Source organism: Paraburkholderia sp. 35.1 (assembly GCF_050436525.1).
Taxonomy (GTDB): Bacteria; Pseudomonadota; Gammaproteobacteria; order Burkholderiales; family Burkholderiaceae; genus Paraburkholderia; species Paraburkholderia tuberum.
Genome location: NZ_JBNDMJ010000002.1, coordinates 177,488 through 193,055, shown reverse-complemented (window position 1 = coordinate 193,055; position 15,568 = coordinate 177,488). Strand labels below are relative to the sequence as shown.

The 15,568-nt window shown below is 63.6% G+C and carries 11 protein-coding genes, 1 tRNA gene and 1 pseudogene; 10 read left to right on the top strand and 3 right to left on the bottom strand.

Annotated features, from left to right (window positions below):
- Positions 1 to 85 precede the first annotated feature (85 nt).
- From fdhE to OKW27_RS06740, 5 genes are all read left to right on the top strand, one after another.
- Entirely contained in the window at positions 86 to 1,087 is a 1,002-nt protein-coding gene (gene fdhE, locus OKW27_RS06760; RefSeq protein ID WP_429333002.1) for a formate dehydrogenase accessory protein FdhE, read from the top strand.
- A 46-nt stretch (positions 1,088 to 1,133) separates the two neighbouring features.
- Entirely contained in the window at positions 1,134 to 2,582 is a 1,449-nt protein-coding gene (selA, locus tag OKW27_RS06755) for an L-seryl-tRNA(Sec) selenium transferase (RefSeq protein WP_429333001.1), read from the top strand.
- A 13-nt stretch (positions 2,583 to 2,595) separates the two neighbouring features.
- Positions 2,596 to 4,509, top strand: a complete 1,914-nt coding sequence (gene selB, locus OKW27_RS06750) for a selenocysteine-specific translation elongation factor (RefSeq protein WP_429333000.1) — start codon at positions 2,596 to 2,598, stop codon at positions 4,507 to 4,509.
- Positions 4,510 to 4,558: 49 nt separating this feature from the next.
- Positions 4,559 to 4,651, top strand: a tRNA-Sec gene (locus OKW27_RS06745).
- Between the two features lie 167 nt (positions 4,652 to 4,818).
- Complete coding sequence (locus OKW27_RS06740) at positions 4,819 to 6,072, top strand: tyrosine-type recombinase/integrase (protein ID WP_429332999.1); 1,254 nt, start codon at positions 4,819 to 4,821, stop codon at positions 6,070 to 6,072.
- Positions 6,073 to 6,482: 410 nt separating this feature from the next.
- Here the strand turns inward: OKW27_RS06740 and OKW27_RS06735 are convergent.
- Positions 6,483 to 6,836, bottom strand: a pseudogene (locus OKW27_RS06735) (IS110 family transposase); the annotation flags it as partial.
- A 146-nt stretch (positions 6,837 to 6,982) separates the two neighbouring features.
- Entirely contained in the window at positions 6,983 to 7,990 is a 1,008-nt protein-coding gene (locus tag OKW27_RS06730; protein ID WP_429332998.1) for a LysR substrate-binding domain-containing protein, read from the bottom strand.
- A 407-nt stretch (positions 7,991 to 8,397) separates the two neighbouring features.
- Between OKW27_RS06730 and OKW27_RS06725 the strand changes: the two genes are divergently transcribed.
- The 5 genes from OKW27_RS06725 to OKW27_RS06705 all read left to right on the top strand — a co-directional run bounded on the left by OKW27_RS06725 (position 8,398) and on the right by OKW27_RS06705 (position 14,086).
- Complete coding sequence (locus tag OKW27_RS06725) at positions 8,398 to 8,682, top strand: YtcA family lipoprotein (RefSeq protein WP_429332997.1); 285 nt, start codon at positions 8,398 to 8,400, stop codon at positions 8,680 to 8,682.
- A gap of 20 nt (positions 8,683 to 8,702) precedes the next feature.
- A complete protein-coding gene (mdtN, locus tag OKW27_RS06720) occupies positions 8,703 to 9,761 on the top strand; it encodes a multidrug transporter subunit MdtN (protein ID WP_429332996.1) in 1,059 nt (352 codons plus the stop codon).
- A gap of 25 nt (positions 9,762 to 9,786) precedes the next feature.
- Positions 9,787 to 11,958 (top strand): FUSC family protein, encoded by a 2,172-nt coding sequence (locus OKW27_RS06715; protein WP_429332995.1) that lies wholly within the window; start codon positions 9,787 to 9,789, stop codon positions 11,956 to 11,958.
- Positions 11,959 to 12,031: 73 nt separating this feature from the next.
- Positions 12,032 to 13,444 (top strand): MdtP family multidrug efflux transporter outer membrane subunit, encoded by a 1,413-nt coding sequence (locus OKW27_RS06710; protein WP_429334562.1) that lies wholly within the window; start codon positions 12,032 to 12,034, stop codon positions 13,442 to 13,444.
- A gap of 408 nt (positions 13,445 to 13,852) precedes the next feature.
- Positions 13,853 to 14,086, top strand: coding sequence for a hypothetical protein (locus OKW27_RS06705; RefSeq protein ID WP_429332994.1), 234 nt, complete (start codon positions 13,853 to 13,855; stop codon positions 14,084 to 14,086).
- A 276-nt stretch (positions 14,087 to 14,362) separates the two neighbouring features.
- On the opposite strand, the gene OKW27_RS06700 is transcribed toward OKW27_RS06705, so the two are convergent.
- Positions 14,363 to 15,445 carry a maleylacetate reductase gene (locus tag OKW27_RS06700; RefSeq protein WP_429332993.1) on the bottom strand — a complete coding sequence of 361 codons (1,083 nt, stop codon included), beginning with the start codon at positions 15,443 to 15,445 and terminating at the stop codon, positions 14,363 to 14,365.
- Positions 15,446 to 15,568 lie beyond the last annotated feature (123 nt).

The window sequence follows — 15,568 nt, the reverse complement described above, 5'->3', positions numbered from 1 at the left end:
GCACTGGACGCAGCGCCCCTCGCACCGGGCCGCCGCGCCTCGTCGATGACGGGCGGCGGCCTTTCAGTTTTCAGAGGTCGATATCTTGACTCAACGCATTCTCGAAGCCGCCGACATCGAGTCGCTCGATCCCTCGGCAATACCCCGCATCCGCATGCCCGAGCGGCTCGCGGTGTTCGCGCCGCGCGCCGCGCGCCTGCGTCAGCTCGCCTCGCGCGGCAATCCGATCGCCGGCTACCTGCGGCTGATGGCGGCGCTCGCCGATGCGCAGCAGGCGGTGCTCGCGCACTTCAAGGCCCAGCCACCGAGCCCCGAGCTGATCGCGAGCGCGCAGCAGTATTCGATGCCGCTGATTCCGGCGCTGTCCGGCGCGCGCGATCCGGCGTGGCGCGACGTGCTGCTACAACTGCTCGACAGGATCGAAGCGGCGGCTCCCCCGTTGACGCCGCCGCTCGTGGCGTTGTTCGCGCGCCTGCGCTCGCTCGACGTCGCCGCGCTCGAAGCGCAGGCCGACGCGATCTTCGCGCAGCGCTTCGCCGACGTCGAGCCGGCGAGCGCGCCGTTCATCATGGCCGCGCTGCAGGTCGTATGGACCGACCTCGCCGCCGACATCGACAAGCGCGCCGTACCGTACCTCGACACACCGGGCCTGTGCCCGGTGTGCGGCTCGCATCCGGTGGCGAGCACGCTGCGCATCGGCGGCGCGTACGACAACTATCGCTATCTGCAATGCGGATTGTGCGCGACCGAATGGCATATGGTCCGTAGCAAATGCTCGAACTGCGATTCGACGAAGGGCATCGCGTACCAGGTAGCCGGCTCGCCCGACGCCGACGCAGCCGCGCGCGAAGCCGAATCGAAAAACGCCGCGCTGAAGGCGGAGTCGTGCGACGAATGCCATACTTATCGCAAGATCGGCATTCAGGCGAACGACTACGAGTTCGATCCATTCGCGGACGACCTCGCGAGCCTCACGCTCGATCTGCTGATGGGCGCGGAAGGTTACCGGCGCGCGTCGCCGCATCCATGGCTGTGGCCGGAGCAGACGGCCGGCGCGGCCGAAACGGAGGGCGACGAGTCGGCCTGACGGCGACCTGACCGGAGCCAAGTTCAAAACGACATAAGGATTGCTCGTGAGCGATGTGAGCAGCTCGGCATTGCGCGCGCTGATGGCGCGCGTGCCGTCGGTGGACAAGGTGTTGGCGTCGGAAGAGTTCGTGCCGCTCATCGGCGCATACGGCCGCACCCAGGTACTCAACGCGCTGCGCGACGCGCTCGATGCGTGGCGCATCAGCGCGCAATCGGGCGATGCGGCGGCCAACCCGGCGGTGAGCGCGCTCGATACCGCGCAGCTGCATGCGACGGTCGCCGCGGCGCTGCTCGCGCGTAATGCGTCGCGGCTGCGCAGCGTGTTCAATCTGACCGGCACCGTGTTGCACACGAACCTCGGCCGCGCGCTGCTGCCCGATGAGTCGGTGCGCGCGGTGATGAGCGCGCTCACGCAACCGGCCAACCTCGAGTTCGATCTCGCCACCGGCGCGCGCGGCGACCGCGACGATCTGATCGACGATCTGATCTGCGAGCTGACTGGCGCCGAAGCGGCGACCATCGTCAATAACAACGCCGCCGCGGTGCTGCTCACGCTGTCCGCGCTCGCGGCGAAGAAGGAAGTGGTGGTGTCGCGCGGCGAACTCGTCGAAATCGGCGGCGCGTTTCGCATTCCCGACATCATGAGCCGCGCGGGCGCGAAGCTGCGCGAAGTCGGCACGACGAACCGCACCCATCTGAAGGACTATGAACAGGCGATCAACGCGCGTACCGCGCTGCTGATGAAAATCCACGCGAGCAACTATGCGATCAGTGGCTTCACGAAGGAAGTCGGCATCGAAGAGATCGCGCCGCTCGCGCACGCGCGCGGGCTTGCGGTCGCCGTCGATCTCGGCAGCGGCACGCTCGTCGATCTCGCCGAATGGGGCTTGCCGCGCGAGCCGACGGTGCGCGAGACCGTCGCGGCCGGCGCCGATCTGGTCACGTTCAGCGGCGACAAGCTGCTCGGCGGCCCGCAGGCCGGGTTGATCGTCGGGCGGCGCGACCTGATCGCGAAGATCAAGAAGCATCCGCTGAAGCGCGCACTGCGGGTGGGCAAGCTGACACTCGCGGCGTTGGAGCCTGTGCTCCAGCTGTATCGCGCGCCGGAGAAGTTGACGGAGCGGCTGACCACGCTACGGCTCCTCACGCGGCCCGCCGAAGATATCCACGGCGCCGCGCAGCGCGTGTTACCGGCGTTACAGCAGGCGATCGACGCGCGCTACACCGTGGCCGCGGAGCCGATGTTCAGCCAGATCGGCAGCGGCGCATTGCCCGTCGACGTGCTGCCGAGCTATGGCCTCGTCATCAGGATGAGCGACGGCAAGCGCGGCGGCCGTCATCTGCTCGCGCTCGAAAAGCAGTTGCGCGAGATGGTGCGGCCGGTGCTCGGCCGGATCGCGGACGACGCGTTGCGGCTCGATCTGCGCTGCCTCGAAGCCGCCGACGAAGCGCAATTGATCGCACAGCTGATCGCGCAACCGAAAAGCAACTGAAGGACGGGCACGCATGATCGTCGGTACTGCTGGGCATATCGACCACGGCAAAACGAGCCTCGTGAAGGCACTCACCGGCGTCGACACGGACCGGCTCAAGGAAGAAAAAGCGCGCGGCATTTCGATCGAGCTCGGCTACGCGTACGTGCCGCTCGACAATGGCGACGTGCTCGGTCTGATCGACGTGCCGGGCCACGAAAAGCTCGTGCATACGATGACCGCGGGCGCGAGCGGCATCGACTTCGCGCTGCTCGTAATCGCCGCCGATGACGGCGTGATGCCGCAAACGCGCGAACATCTGGCGATCGTCGAACTGCTCGGCATCCGGCGCGGCGCAATCGCGTTGACGAAAGTGGATCGCGTCGACGACGAGCGCCTGCGCGAAGTGCGCGATGAAGTGAGTGTGTTCGTCGCTGGCAGCGTGCTGCGCGACGCGCCGGTATTCGATACCTGCGCGACGCGCGCGGGCGATGCGGGCGTCGCCGCGCTGAACGCGCATCTGCGCGAGCAGGCCGCCGCATGGCGCATGAAGCGCGACGACGGCCTGTTCCGCCTCGCCGTCGATCGCGTGTTCACGCTCGCGGGGCAGGGCACGATCGTCACCGGGACCGTGGTGGCGGGCAGCGTGAGCGTCGGCGACACGATGCTGCTCGCGCCGAAAAACGAATCGGTGCGCGTGCGCAGCATCCACGCGCAGAATCGCCCCGCCGAAACCGGTCGCGCCGGCCAGCGTTGCGCGCTGAATCTGGCGGCCATCGAGAAGAGTGCGATCGAGCGCGGCGACTGGATCGTCGATCCGCGACTGTCGCAAGCGAGCGAGCGCATCGACGTCGCGTTGACGCTGCTCGCCGACGCGCCGCACGCGCTCGAACATTGGGAGCCGCTGCACGTGCATCTCGGCACGCAGCATCAGGTTGCGCATGTCGCGCTGCTCGAAGGCGACACGCTCGCGCCCGGTCAGCGCGCGCGCGTGCAACTCGTGTTCGAGCTGCCGCTGTGCACGGTGCCGGGCGATCGCTTCGTCGTGCGTAACGCTCAGGCCAATCGCACGGTGGGCGGCGGGCACGTGCTCGATGCGTTCGCTCCGGCGCGCAAGCGGCGCTCGCCGGAGCGCTTCGGCTGGCTCGACGCGATGCAGTCGCTGCTCGACACCGGCTCACTCGACGCGCTGTTCGCTCGCGCGCCGCACGGTTTGTCGCGGGCGTTGCTGGAGCGCCTCACTGGGATGCCGGCAGCCGCGCTCGCGTTGCCCGCCGCGACACGCACGATCGAACTGCCGGGCCATGACGCGCTGCTGGTCGCGGACGCGACATGGCACACGCTCGAGGGGCGCCTGACGAGTGCGCTCGCGCAATATCACGAGCGCTCGCCCGACGAACTCGGCCCGGACGTGTCGCGCTTGCGGCGCATCGCGGCGCCACTGGTCGACGACGCGCTGTGGCGCGCGCTGGTCGACGATGCGGCGGCGCGTGGCGAGCTCGTCAGACTCGGACCGTGGCTGCATTTGCCCGGCCACGCCGTGACGCTCGACGCCGCCGATCAGGCGCTTGCCGCGACGCTGCTGCCCGAGATCGAGGCGGGGCGTTTCGATCCGCCGTGGGTGCGCGAGCTCGCGAACGCGCACGGTGTGCCGGAGGAGCGCGTGCGTCAGTTGCTGCGCAAGCTCGCGCGTCAGGGCGAGCTGTTCCAGGTCGTGCATGACCTGTTCTACCACCAGCAGGTGATTCGCGAACTTGCGTCGATCGCGGCGGCGGAGGCGCACAAGAACGGCGGCACCGTGGCGGCCGCGCCGTTTCGCGACGCGACCGGGCTCGGCCGAAAACGCGCGATCCAGCTTTTGGAGTTCTTCGACCGGGTTGGGTATACTCGCTTCCACCGTGGCCTGCACCTCGTGCGCACGGATAGCCGCTGGCTCGATCTGCCCTGATCTGGCTGGCGGTCTGTTTCTATCGGGCTCGCGTCATTCAATCACCGTAGGAAGGCATTCGTATCCGGTGGTGCGGCTGGGCTTCAAACCCAGTTGGGGGCGTCAGACGCTCTCGGGTCGGTTCGACTCCGGCTGCCTTCCGCCCCATAGGCCTTCCCGGGCATTCCGATATCTTCCGAAAACGTCCTCTAGGCCGCTGATTTTAAAGCGGTTTATGGGTAACGGCGTGCTTGCTGATTCCGGTAAGGTCCCACACAATTTACACACGAAGTATGGGTAGGAAGATGGGTAAGTGGGTAGGAGGGAATCATGTCAGGACGACAGTTGCACCGGCTCAGCGCACTGCGGATCGCGAAGGAGGTGGCCCCGGGCCATTACGCCGACGGCGGTGGTCTCTACATGCAGATCGCGGACAGTGGCGCGCGTTCGTGGGTGTTCCGGTTCAGGCTTGACGGCCGCCTGAGGGAGATGGGCCTCGGTCCGGTTTCGCGAGTCTCGCTTGGCGAGGCGAGGAAACTGGCCGCCAGCTACCGCGAGATGGTCAGGGACCAGATTGATCCCATCCTCGCGCGGCGCGAGCAGCAGCGCCGACAGTTGCTCGATATCTCGGCGGATGCCAACGTGACGTTCCGTGAGGCAGCCGAAGCGTTCATCTGCGCGCGGGAGCCCGAGTGGCGAAACCGCAAGCATGTCCAACAGTGGGGTAATACGCTCAAGAGGTACGCATACCCGGTGATCGGCGAGGTCCGGGTGCGCGATATCGACACCGCGATGATCGTGCGGATTCTCCAGCCGATCTGGACGAAAAAGGCCGAAACCGCGCGCCGGGTGCGCGGCCGTATCAAGGCCATCCTCGACGCCGAGACTATCATGGGCCACCGCACCGGCAGCAACCCGGCACGGTACGTTGACCATTTGCAACTCGTATTGCCGCGCTCGAAGAAACGCTCACAGGTAAGACATCATCCCGCGCTGCCCTGGGAAGAACTGCCCGGGTTTATTCGCGAACTGGAGCAGCGCCCCAGGCGTGCAGCACGGGTCCTTCACCTGCTTATCCTCACAGCCACCCGCACGAACGAGGTCCGCTTTGCGCGGCCGGAGGAGTTCGACCTCGCCAACCGTATCTGGTCAATACCCGGCGACCGGACGAAAAGTGGCCGGCCGCTTCGCGTGCCGCTTTGTGAACGGGCCGTCGACATCGTACGCAGCGCGCTGCCGCGGGCGAAATACGGCTACCTGTTCCCGGGCTGCAAGGAAGGTCGCCCATTGTCGAACATGGCGATGCTGACTCTGCTGAGGCGCATGTCGCGGGACGGGATCACTGTGCATGGTTTCCGGTCGACGTTTCGCGACTGGGTGGCCGAATGTACGGAATACCCGGATTCACTCGCCGAAGAAGCGCTGGCTCACATCATCGTATCGCAGACAGTAGCGGCCTACCGGCGTCGCGACCAGCTTGAGCGTCGGCGCCTGATGATGGAAGACTGGGGAAGGTATAGCGGCAAAGCGCAGGAGAGCACTGTGCCAACGGCGTCGGCGGTATCAGAAGCGTTCGCTGCATAGTTGCTGTTCGAACACGGAGAAAGCCGGACCATTCGACAGGTTTCTTTCGATCGTTCATTGAGCATTACTGACGGGCAGGCAGTCGCAGGGGACTTTGTCTTCGTGTGGAGAAGCATTTCCTGCATGGGGTGCAGGTGGTCGGAGGTTCAAATCCTCTCGCCCCGACCAGGAAAATCAAGGACTTACGGTGAAAGCCGTAGGTCCTTTTCCGTTGGGAGTCGATTTTTGCCCCCACGTTTGCCCCCACACTGCGGAGGGCTCTCGCGGGAACAGGGCGGAATTTTCGGCGGGGGCGCCACGTTCATGGCTCAGAAGTTCGGACGACTTTGCTCGCTCGTGTACCGAAGCGCTCATTCGCTTACGCGAAGCAAGGATGCGGGGTGGACACGGCCTATCGATTCCTCGCCAGACACGGCCGACAGGTCGCCTGCACGTAGCGCGCGCACCAGCTTGATGGCATCGCGTCGATCCGTCTTCACGCGCTCGCCCGGTTTCTTTGGGATCAGCGACGGCGCGCAAACCATGCACTCGAAGCCTTTCTCGAGCAGTTGCCGATATAGCCCATAACCGCACGGGCCTGCCTCCTAGACCACGCGCACGTGTTGCGCTTTCGACTGCAGGCGCATGCACAGGCGATCAATATCAGTCTTTGTCGTGCCGATCTTGCCCAGCGACTCGACCTCACCCGCGTCAACCGCGTAGGCAACCGTGATCGATTCCTTGTGAACATCCAGTCCAACGTACACCGTGCTATCGTTTCGCATGCTGGCCTCCGTGCCGGAAATCGCCGGGGCGTGGCCCAGTCCTCGCCCGTGCGGCTCTGGCAGTAATGCTAACCCGCGTTCAACTTCCCCACGGCGGGCCAGCCCCTGCCTCACGGAAAGTCATACTGCCTTCCTTTATATTGACGCTAGCCAGTACGACTCTTTCGTTCTTTCAGCACTACCGCGTCGGCTACCTCGGTATGAACTGCTGGCTCGGGCATCAAAGACCGAAGCGTGATTCCGGGCCATCGACCATTACTTTGCAGCTCCGCAATAAGTTCAACCATGGCGGAGCGAACCACTTCGGTCGCTGCGATTGCCGGCACCGTCCTGGACCAGCACAGGCTCGCCGGCCGGCTCATGTCTGGTTCAACAATCTTTCTGACAGGCGGTCGTTTATGGAAGTGACGCCGCGCCAAGGCTGACGCCGGTAAAATCGTGCATGCTGTTCCGGACTCAGCAATGTCGAGCATAGTTGGCAGCGAATCAATGTCAGCGATGATGTTCAAGTCCGCCCCGGCGCGAGCGAACGTGCGCTCAATCAGGAGGCGCAGTCCGTTCGAAGGACCGGGCGTCACCAGTGGAACATTGCTCAAATACTTCAGCGGGCAAACGGCATCGTCAGCGCTTAAATTCGGCACCAGGTGGCCGACTACGTAAAGGTCTTCGTCGAAAAGCGGGTGTACCGACACGCCAAGGCTTTCCGTGTCCCGAAAGAGGATCGCGAGGTCAAGCCGACCATTTGCGAGTAGCTCTGTGATGTAACCGCTCATGCTCTCGAAAATTTGAAGGCGGATGCCAGGGTATTGATGTCGGATACGCTGGTAGAGAGGCGTCGCCAATAGGGATGCAATCGTTGTAGGAAAGCCGATTGCTACCGTCCCGGACTTGCTTCCACCACCGTCGCGCACCTCCTGCTTGATTTGTTCCATTCGACGCAACACGTCGCGAGCCAGGCGATAAAGTGCTTTCCCCGCCTCCGTGGCCGTGACGCCCTGCGGGCTTCTGATGAGCAGCTTGGCCTTCAGTTCGGATTCGAGATTGGCAATCTGTTGGCTCAACGACGGCTGGGCCACGTAAAGCCGCTCTGCAGCTTTCGACAAGCTGCTCGAGTCGACAATTGTCACAAAATACTTCAACTGTCGGACATCCATGTCGCGTATCCCCTGCCACCAATATTAATGGGAGCTATAGGATACGCTTCCAGGGAGCGTTGACGTAGATGACTCGCCACGAGGCATCTGACCTCATTGGCTGGTATTGCGCGCAGCTGGCACTGTCTTTCTATGGGTGACCGCAACCGGCTGGGCTCCAGACTTGGAAACGCATCTTGCGATATCAGTTACAGCGCAACGGATATAGAACGATATAAAAGTTCCCGACCTTGGAGCGCATGGAAGGCATGCGTTTTCTGCATGGGTTTTCCGTTCTGTTGATTAGGAGGATCAGGCAGAATGCCATCGCATTGACCCTCGGGACGTGGCTTGGCTTTAAATGGCGCAGATAACAAGATCCAACGAAAACGAGGGAGGCAATGACAATCCACGCTTGGAGCCGTTACATGCAGTACCTCAGAGAAGGTTGGACGATGGGCGTGAAGGGAGCTGCCTTCGGCGCCGCCCTGCTCATGGGGGGCTGTGCCTATTCGCCGTCGATCAACGTGCTCGGCGCTTACTTTCCTGACTGGCTGTTTTGCGTTGTCGTCGGCGTGGCGCTCGCGGTAATTGTCTATCTGATTCTCGAACACACGCAATGCAGCGATTGTGTGGGTCCCGCCGCGGTGGTCTATCCGGCTCTAGTGACTGCGCTGTCACTTGTGGTCTGGTTGCTCGCCTTTCAACATTGAAACACCGTGCATTTGGCTTTATGACGACAATCGCCGGCAAAGCGTCGAGGAAGAAGACTTGGCCCGCCATCGTACTGATACTGATCGCGACCGCGCTCCTGATCTTCGTGATCGCGATGCTGGACCGTTCGCCGCGCACCGACGATGCGTATGCGTATGCCGATACGATCGACGTCGTCCCCGAGGTCAACGGACGCATCGTCGAGCTAGCCGTGCACGACAATCAGGCCGTCAAGCAGGGCGACCTGCTGTTCCAGATCGACCCGCGCCCCAATGCGGACGCGATGGCGCGCGCCAAGGCCTCACTCGTCGCGCTCGACCGGCAGATTGAACTCACGCAGCGCACGGTCAATGCGCAGCAGTACAACGCGGAGTCGGTGCATGCCTCGGTGGAGAGCGCGCAGGCCGCTGCCATTCAGGCCACCGATACCTTGCGCCGGACCGAGCCGCTGTTACCGCAAGGCTACGTCTCCGCCGAAGACGTCGACCGCGCGAGAACCGCGCAGCGCGCCGCCCAGGCGCAACTGAGCGCGGCGCGGCTGCAGGCGCAGCAGGCGGCGGCGGCCGTCAGCGGCGTGGACGCGCTCGTCGCCCAGCGCGCGGTGGTCATGGCCGAGATCGCCATTGCCGAACTGAACCTCGAGTTCGCCACGGTACGCGCGCCGTTCGACGGCCGCGTCGTGTCGCTGAAGACGTCGACCGGGCAATTCGCTTCCGCGCTCAAGCCGGTGTTCACGCTGATCGACACGCGCCGCTGGTACGTGGTGGCGAACTTCCGCGAGACCGAGCTCAAGGGCATTCGTGCCGGCACTCCCGCGACGGTCTATCTGATGAGCGACACCAGCCAGCATTTCCGGGGCGTGGTCGATTCCGTGAGCTATGGCGTGCAGCCCGATGAAGGCGGTCTCGCGTTGCCCGGCGGGTTGCCGCACATTCAGCGCAGCCTCAACTGGGTCCACGTTTCGCAGCGTTTTCCGGTGAAGATCCGCATCGAGGACCCGAATCTGGACCTGTTCCGCGTCGGTACATCCGCGGTTGCCGTGCTGCATCCGGGGCGCGACGACAAAGCCGCCCATTAACCAGAAAGCCGACCAGGAACCCGCCATGCGCGCCGCCGCGGACTACGTGCCCGATGCCTTGCTGAACGCAGGATTGTTCCTGCGCAGCCAGCTCGCGCCGTATCCGGGACGCACCAACATCATGCTGCGCTGCATGCTTACGAGCGCGATCGTCATCGTGACGTCGATGGCGCTCGAGGTGCCGGAAATCCCGCTTTCGCTTCTGGTGGTCTTCTACGTGACACAGGCGAACGTCGTGGTGACGAGGCTGGTCGGCATCATGTTCATCGTGGGCTCGACACTCGCGATCGGCACGTCAATCCTGCTGCTGAAATTTACGTTCGACTACCCGCTGGTGCGCATCGTCGTAGCCAGCGTGCTGTCCCTGGGCAGCGTGTATCTGATGCGCGTCCTGAAGATCGGCGTCGTGTTCTTCATCGTGGCGATCGTGATCATCTATGTGCAGACGTTCGTCGACCGGACCGACCAAGCCGAGCTGCTGATCCGCGCGGTGCTATGGGTATGGGTCGCCGTGAACTATCCGATCGCACTGACACTGCTGATCAATTCGCTGCTGTTGCCCGCGGAACCGGTGCGCCAGCTCAAAGAGGAGATTCACCGCCAACTGGCCGCCGTCGATGCGCAACTGTCCTGGTTGATCGACGGCGGCCCGCGGCCGGAGCCGATCTCTCTGATTGCGGTCCAGCACGGCGCGCTGACCCTTCAGCAGCTGCTGAAATTTGCCGCGATGCGCAGCCCGCGCATACGGGAGGAGCAGGTCTATCGGCTCGCGGGCATCGCAACCGTCTCGCGTCTCTATCGAGCAGCGAGCGAGCTTCAGACGGAAACGTTCCGTACGTCCTTGTCCTCCGCGAACGGGGCAAACGTGTTGCTCGAGGTGCGTGCGTATTGCCGCGCGCTCGATAGCGCCGTGGCGGCCGATCATCCCTATCGCTTCGCGGGTGCCGCGACAGCGGGGCAGCGCGATCCGGTAGCCGTGCGGGCCACCGTTGAAGAGATGCTACGGGCGCTTCGCGCGTTAGGCGACGCCTATGCACACGCTGCATCCGCGCAAGGGGCGCCGGCCGAGGAACCTTTCGTGGCACAGGACGCGCTGACCAATCCGGTATATGTGCGCTTTTCCCTTAAGACGCTGCTCGCGGTGCTAATTTGCTATGTGTTCTACAACGCGGCCGACTGGCAGGGCGTTCATACGATCATGCTCACCTGTGTGATCGTCATGTTGCCGAGCCTCGGCGCGTCCACGCAGCGTGCGCTGTTGCGCATCGGCGGCGCGATGGTTGGCAGCGCGCTCGCGCTACTCATGGTTGTGTTCGTGGTCCCACGCGTCGACAGTATCGTAGGCCTGCTGCTTATGACCTTGCCGGTGATCGCTGCAGGGGCATGGGTGGCGGCTGGCCCCGAACGGATCGCTTACGCGGGCATTCAGATCGTCTTCACATTCGCGCTCGCATTGCTTGCCGAATTCGGTCCCACGACGAACCTCACCGAAATCCGCGACCGCATGGTAGGGATCCTGTTGGGCGTCGCCGTTTCGACAGCGATCCAGATGTCGTTCTGGCGCGAGGGCGAGGGTGATGCGCTACGGCAGAAGCTGGCTGGCACGCTGCGCCTGGTGAGCGAGCTGCTTGCGGCACCCGTTGCAACCGACGTCGCAACGGGTCAGTTGCTTTACACGCAACGTCAGTTGCAAACGTGGATCTCGCTTGGCGACTGCGGGGCGATGCTCGCGCGTGTCGCGCTGGAGCCGAGCTGGGAGGAGGCGCCCCAGGCGCAATTAACGGTGCGCGCCCAAACGGTGCTCGCGCAAGCGCGTGAGATCTTGTTGGCCGGCAATGCGCTTCGCAATTTGCTCGGCGTTCGGGATCCACGCGTGCACGACGCCGCATATGTTGGGGCCGGGATGGTTATGCAACAAGCGTCGGCGGTTCTCGCGGGCTATTCCGACGAGCTTGCCGCGAGGCCGCCGGCGGCGCGCCCACCGCGTCGGGCGGCAGTCTCGGAGGCCCTTCGTGCCCTGGAGCAGGATGCAGCACTCGACATTCCGATCGAGGCGCAGCAGGGACCGTCGCCGAGGGCACAGTTGATGGCGTGCGCGCACAACCTCGTGCGGGAAATATCCGCGTTGCCGGACTGGCACGGCGTGGAGCAGTTTTCCCCCAATCTTCGTGAGTTGAACGAACGTGGCCCAGCCTGATCGCGTCGGTGTGCGCTGGTTGCGCGGCGTGGGCACCTGGGCCGCCGTGCTGGGCTGTGCGGTAGGCTGCCTTATGGCCGGCTGCGCGCTGATCCACGAGGATGGCACGCCCTACGCGACGATTGCGCCCGAGCAGATACGACTTGCGGACGATATTCACCTGGCGCGCGACGGCTGGCCTTCCGCGTGCTGGTGGAAGAGCTATGGCGATCCGCAGCTCGATGCGCTTATCGATCGCGCGTTGGCCAATTCACCCACGATGGTGATTGCAACCACGCGTGTCGCGCAAGCGAAGTCAGACGTCGAACGGGTGAAGGCCGGTTCGGGCCTGCAGGTCGTCGCGCTGGGCGCGATCGACCGTGAGCGTGTCTCGGCGAACGGCTTTCTCGGGCCATTCGCGTTGAACGAACCAGCGCTCGGGCTCACCGGTCCCTGGTACACCGAGGGCATCGTCGGATTCGGCGCAAGCCTGAACGTCGATATCTGGGGCAAGCAGCGCGCGCAAGTGGCCGCGTCGCTCGGCGTGCACAATGCGCGGATAGCGGAGACATCCGCGGTCGAGCTCGAAATTTCCGCCGACGTGGCGCAGCTTTATTACGGCATTCAGACCACCTACCAGTTGATCGGGCTGCTGGAGCAATCGCAGGAGGTCGCGGCATCTGCTGTCGAATCGCACAGTGCGCGCGCGGCTCGCGGCCTCGAAGCGCGCACGCGCACCGAAGAAGCACGCGCGCAGCAACTTGCCGTGCAGGAGCAGATCGTTGCCGCGCAAGGCCAGATCAGACAGTTTCGCGAGTCGTTGCGCGCGCTCATCGGCGCCGGAGCCGACGACCTGCCCGATATCGAACCTGCGCCGCTGCCGCAATCGCAGGCGAGCTTGCCGCCGACGCTGGCCTACGAACTGCTCGCGCGGCGTCCCGATCTGCAGGCGATGCGCTGGTATGTGGAGTCTTCGTTTGACCGGATTGACGCTGCCAAGGCCGCGTTCTATCCAACCTTTGACATCAAGGCATTCTTTGGCGTCAACGCATTGCATCTCGCTGATCTGTTCACCCATGCGAGCCAGCAGATCAATCTGCTTCCCGGCCTGTACCTGCCGATTTTCGACGGCGGCCGCCTGAACGCGAACCTGAGCGGTGCGCGCACGGCGAGCAACACGCTGATCGAGCAATACAACCAGGCGGTGCTCAACGCCGTGCGCGATGTGGCGATGGCAGGCAGCCGTTTGCAGGACCTCGACGCCCAGGCGCAGTTGCAGCAGCAAAAGGTGTCGGCTGTTTCGTTCGCGAAGGAGAGCGCTCAAGCGCATTACCGGCGCGGACTCGCAAGTCGGCTGGCGGCGATGGAGGCGCGGCAGCCGTGGATTGTCGAGCGCGTCGCGCTGCTCAATCTCGACGGGCAACGGATCAGCCAGCAGATCGCGCTGGCGAAGGCGCTGGGCGGTGGCTATCGTGCCGACCCGTTGGCGGAGTTCAAGTCGCGCTGAACGCTGAGTTTCGCGTGCACCTTTTGGTCGAGTCCTTGTTCGCGGAGTCCGATGAGGCAACGAGCGAAGGCACATGCGCCGTCGGATTCCAGATGCAGGGCATCCGAACTGCACCTTGCTTTACGGTGGATGCGATTCTGGAATTCGCTCCATTAGCCGGTGGGTATGGCGGTTCGCCTACACCGCTTCCATACTGCTTCTCAAGCCTGCTGACGTACCCCTTGGCACAGATGCCATCCTGACGATTCATCAATCAGCGGACTCTATGGAAACCGGCATGATCCAAGGCCCCCTCGGTCGGCTCTCTGACATCGTGGTGTGACGGTTAAGTCGGCCATTGAACTCGTAGCTTCGGTCTCTGCGAGCGCAGTCGTAGCTGGTATGCACTCGGCAGTTGCAGGATTGGAAATGAACGCTGAAGGGAAGTCCTTGCGTCGGCTGATCGAAAAGTGGCTGGCGCCCACTCCTACCTATCCGGTCCGCCTGACGCGATACGGTCGCGCGAAGCCGAATCAAAGTCGCTTCGTGCTCGTGCAGGCCTCTGGATCGGCGACGCCCATCGCGATTTACTTCTTCCAGCACGATGACGGTGCGTGGTGGGTGTTCCCGCCAGCCCCAAAATGCCCCGCAATGCATGTGTAACCATAACGGGGGTGTCTCCCTCCAGCGCACGAAGTGTCGCGGATCCTGTCGGATGCGCGATCGCAGATGGTGTTAAACGTGAACAGCCGTCCAGCGACCTGGATCACTCCTTGGCCTGAGACTCGAACACTTTTCATTCCGCGAGATCAGTCGTGCTTGAGCGGTCCAACGAGCACAGTCAATGCATAGCGGTCGATGAACGAGAGCGGAATCATCAGGGCTGCCGGCGCGCAAATCTGGCTTCCGAGTCGCGCGTCGTGTCCGGGCATCCAGCGGCTAATGCGCGACGGTTGAGGCGCGAGGGCGACGGCCGTAATATGCGTCCTCTAGCAGTGCGTGAATGGCTTCGTATTGCAGCGGCCGTGGATTCGGGTAAGGCGCAGCAAGGACGGCATCGGCTACGCGGTCAAGGTCGGCGAAATGCATCCCCAAGGTCTCGAGCGAAGTCGGCACATGGAGACGCACGGCTAGATCGAACAAACCCTGTGCGGCATCGTCGACCGCCAGCGCCCCGGCAACGCGCGCCATCGCCTGAGGAGTTGCTAAGGCGTTGTACGCGGCCGCATGTGGCAGGATGACTGTGTGTGTCTCAGCATGCGGAAGGTTAAACATGCCGCCAAGCGTATGGCAAAGCTTGTGATGGAGTGCCACCGAGGTAGCCGCAAGCACCGAGCCTGCGAGCCATGCGCCATAAAGGCATTCGGTTCGCGCATCGAGGTTCTCAGGATTATCGGCAACGCGTGGCAGGCCTCGCGCGAGACTGCGGATCCCTTCTTCAGCCATCATCGAAGTGATGGGGTTCGCGTTGGCCGCATAGAGCGCTTCGACGCAATGCGCGATTGCATTGATACCGCTCGTCGCGCTCATCCGGACGGGCAAAGTGAGTGTCAAGAAGGGGTCATAGATAACAGTGCGCGGCAAGACTTTGAGAGAGCGTCCCGTCTTCTTCTCGCCGTTTTCGGTGATGCCGTAGATCGGCGTCATTTCAGAGCCCGCGTAAGTCGTCGGAATGGCGATAATCGGGATGCTGGACTCCAGCGCGATAGCCTTTCCCACGCCGATCGTAGAGCCCCCGCCGATCGCTACGATGCAGTCTGCGCCGATCCGGTTCGCGTATTCGCGAGCTTCGCGTGCCACCTCTATGGGTACATGCATGACAGCTTTCGGAAACACGCCTGCGCATTGCCCAGAAAGCCGCGAGGCAACGTCCTCGGCCAAACCTGATTGCTCGGGCGTGGAGATCAATAACGCGCGGCTGACTTGCAGCTCGCGAAATTCCTGGGAAAGCTGGTCGAGACTGCCAGCGCCGAAAACAACGCGCCCGGGAAGCGCCGAGTAAGTAAATGATGGTTGGAACATCTGAGGTCCATGTGAATCGTAGCGGCGGTCTTGGGCGACTTGTTGTTCGCCTGCGATGGCGGAGCGGTTGATTCGTCGAGCTGCGTAGCCTGCTCACGGCCGCGCCACGGTCCGCTTCGCCGC

What these genes read in the sequence shown, in the direction of transcription:
- selB (WP_429333000.1), top strand. Translation starts at nt 2,596, where the DNA reads ATGATCGTCGGTACTGCTGGGCATATCGACCACGGCAAAACGAGCCTC.
- OKW27_RS06740 (WP_429332999.1), top strand. Translation starts at nt 4,819, where the DNA reads ATGTCAGGACGACAGTTGCACCGGCTCAGCGCACTGCGGATCGCGAAG.
- OKW27_RS06730 (WP_429332998.1), bottom strand. Translation starts at nt 7,990, where the DNA reads ATGGATGTCCGACAGTTGAAGTATTTTGTGACAATTGTCGACTCGAGC.
- OKW27_RS06725 (WP_429332997.1), top strand. Translation starts at nt 8,398, where the DNA reads ATGCAGTACCTCAGAGAAGGTTGGACGATGGGCGTGAAGGGAGCTGCC.
- mdtN (WP_429332996.1), top strand. Translation starts at nt 8,703, where the DNA reads ATGACGACAATCGCCGGCAAAGCGTCGAGGAAGAAGACTTGGCCCGCC.
- OKW27_RS06715 (WP_429332995.1), top strand. Translation starts at nt 9,787, where the DNA reads ATGCGCGCCGCCGCGGACTACGTGCCCGATGCCTTGCTGAACGCAGGA.
- OKW27_RS06710 (WP_429334562.1), top strand. Translation starts at nt 12,032, where the DNA reads ATGGCCGGCTGCGCGCTGATCCACGAGGATGGCACGCCCTACGCGACG.
- OKW27_RS06705 (WP_429332994.1), top strand. Translation starts at nt 13,853, where the DNA reads ATGAACGCTGAAGGGAAGTCCTTGCGTCGGCTGATCGAAAAGTGGCTG.
- OKW27_RS06700 (WP_429332993.1), bottom strand. Translation starts at nt 15,445, where the DNA reads ATGTTCCAACCATCATTTACTTACTCGGCGCTTCCCGGGCGCGTTGTT.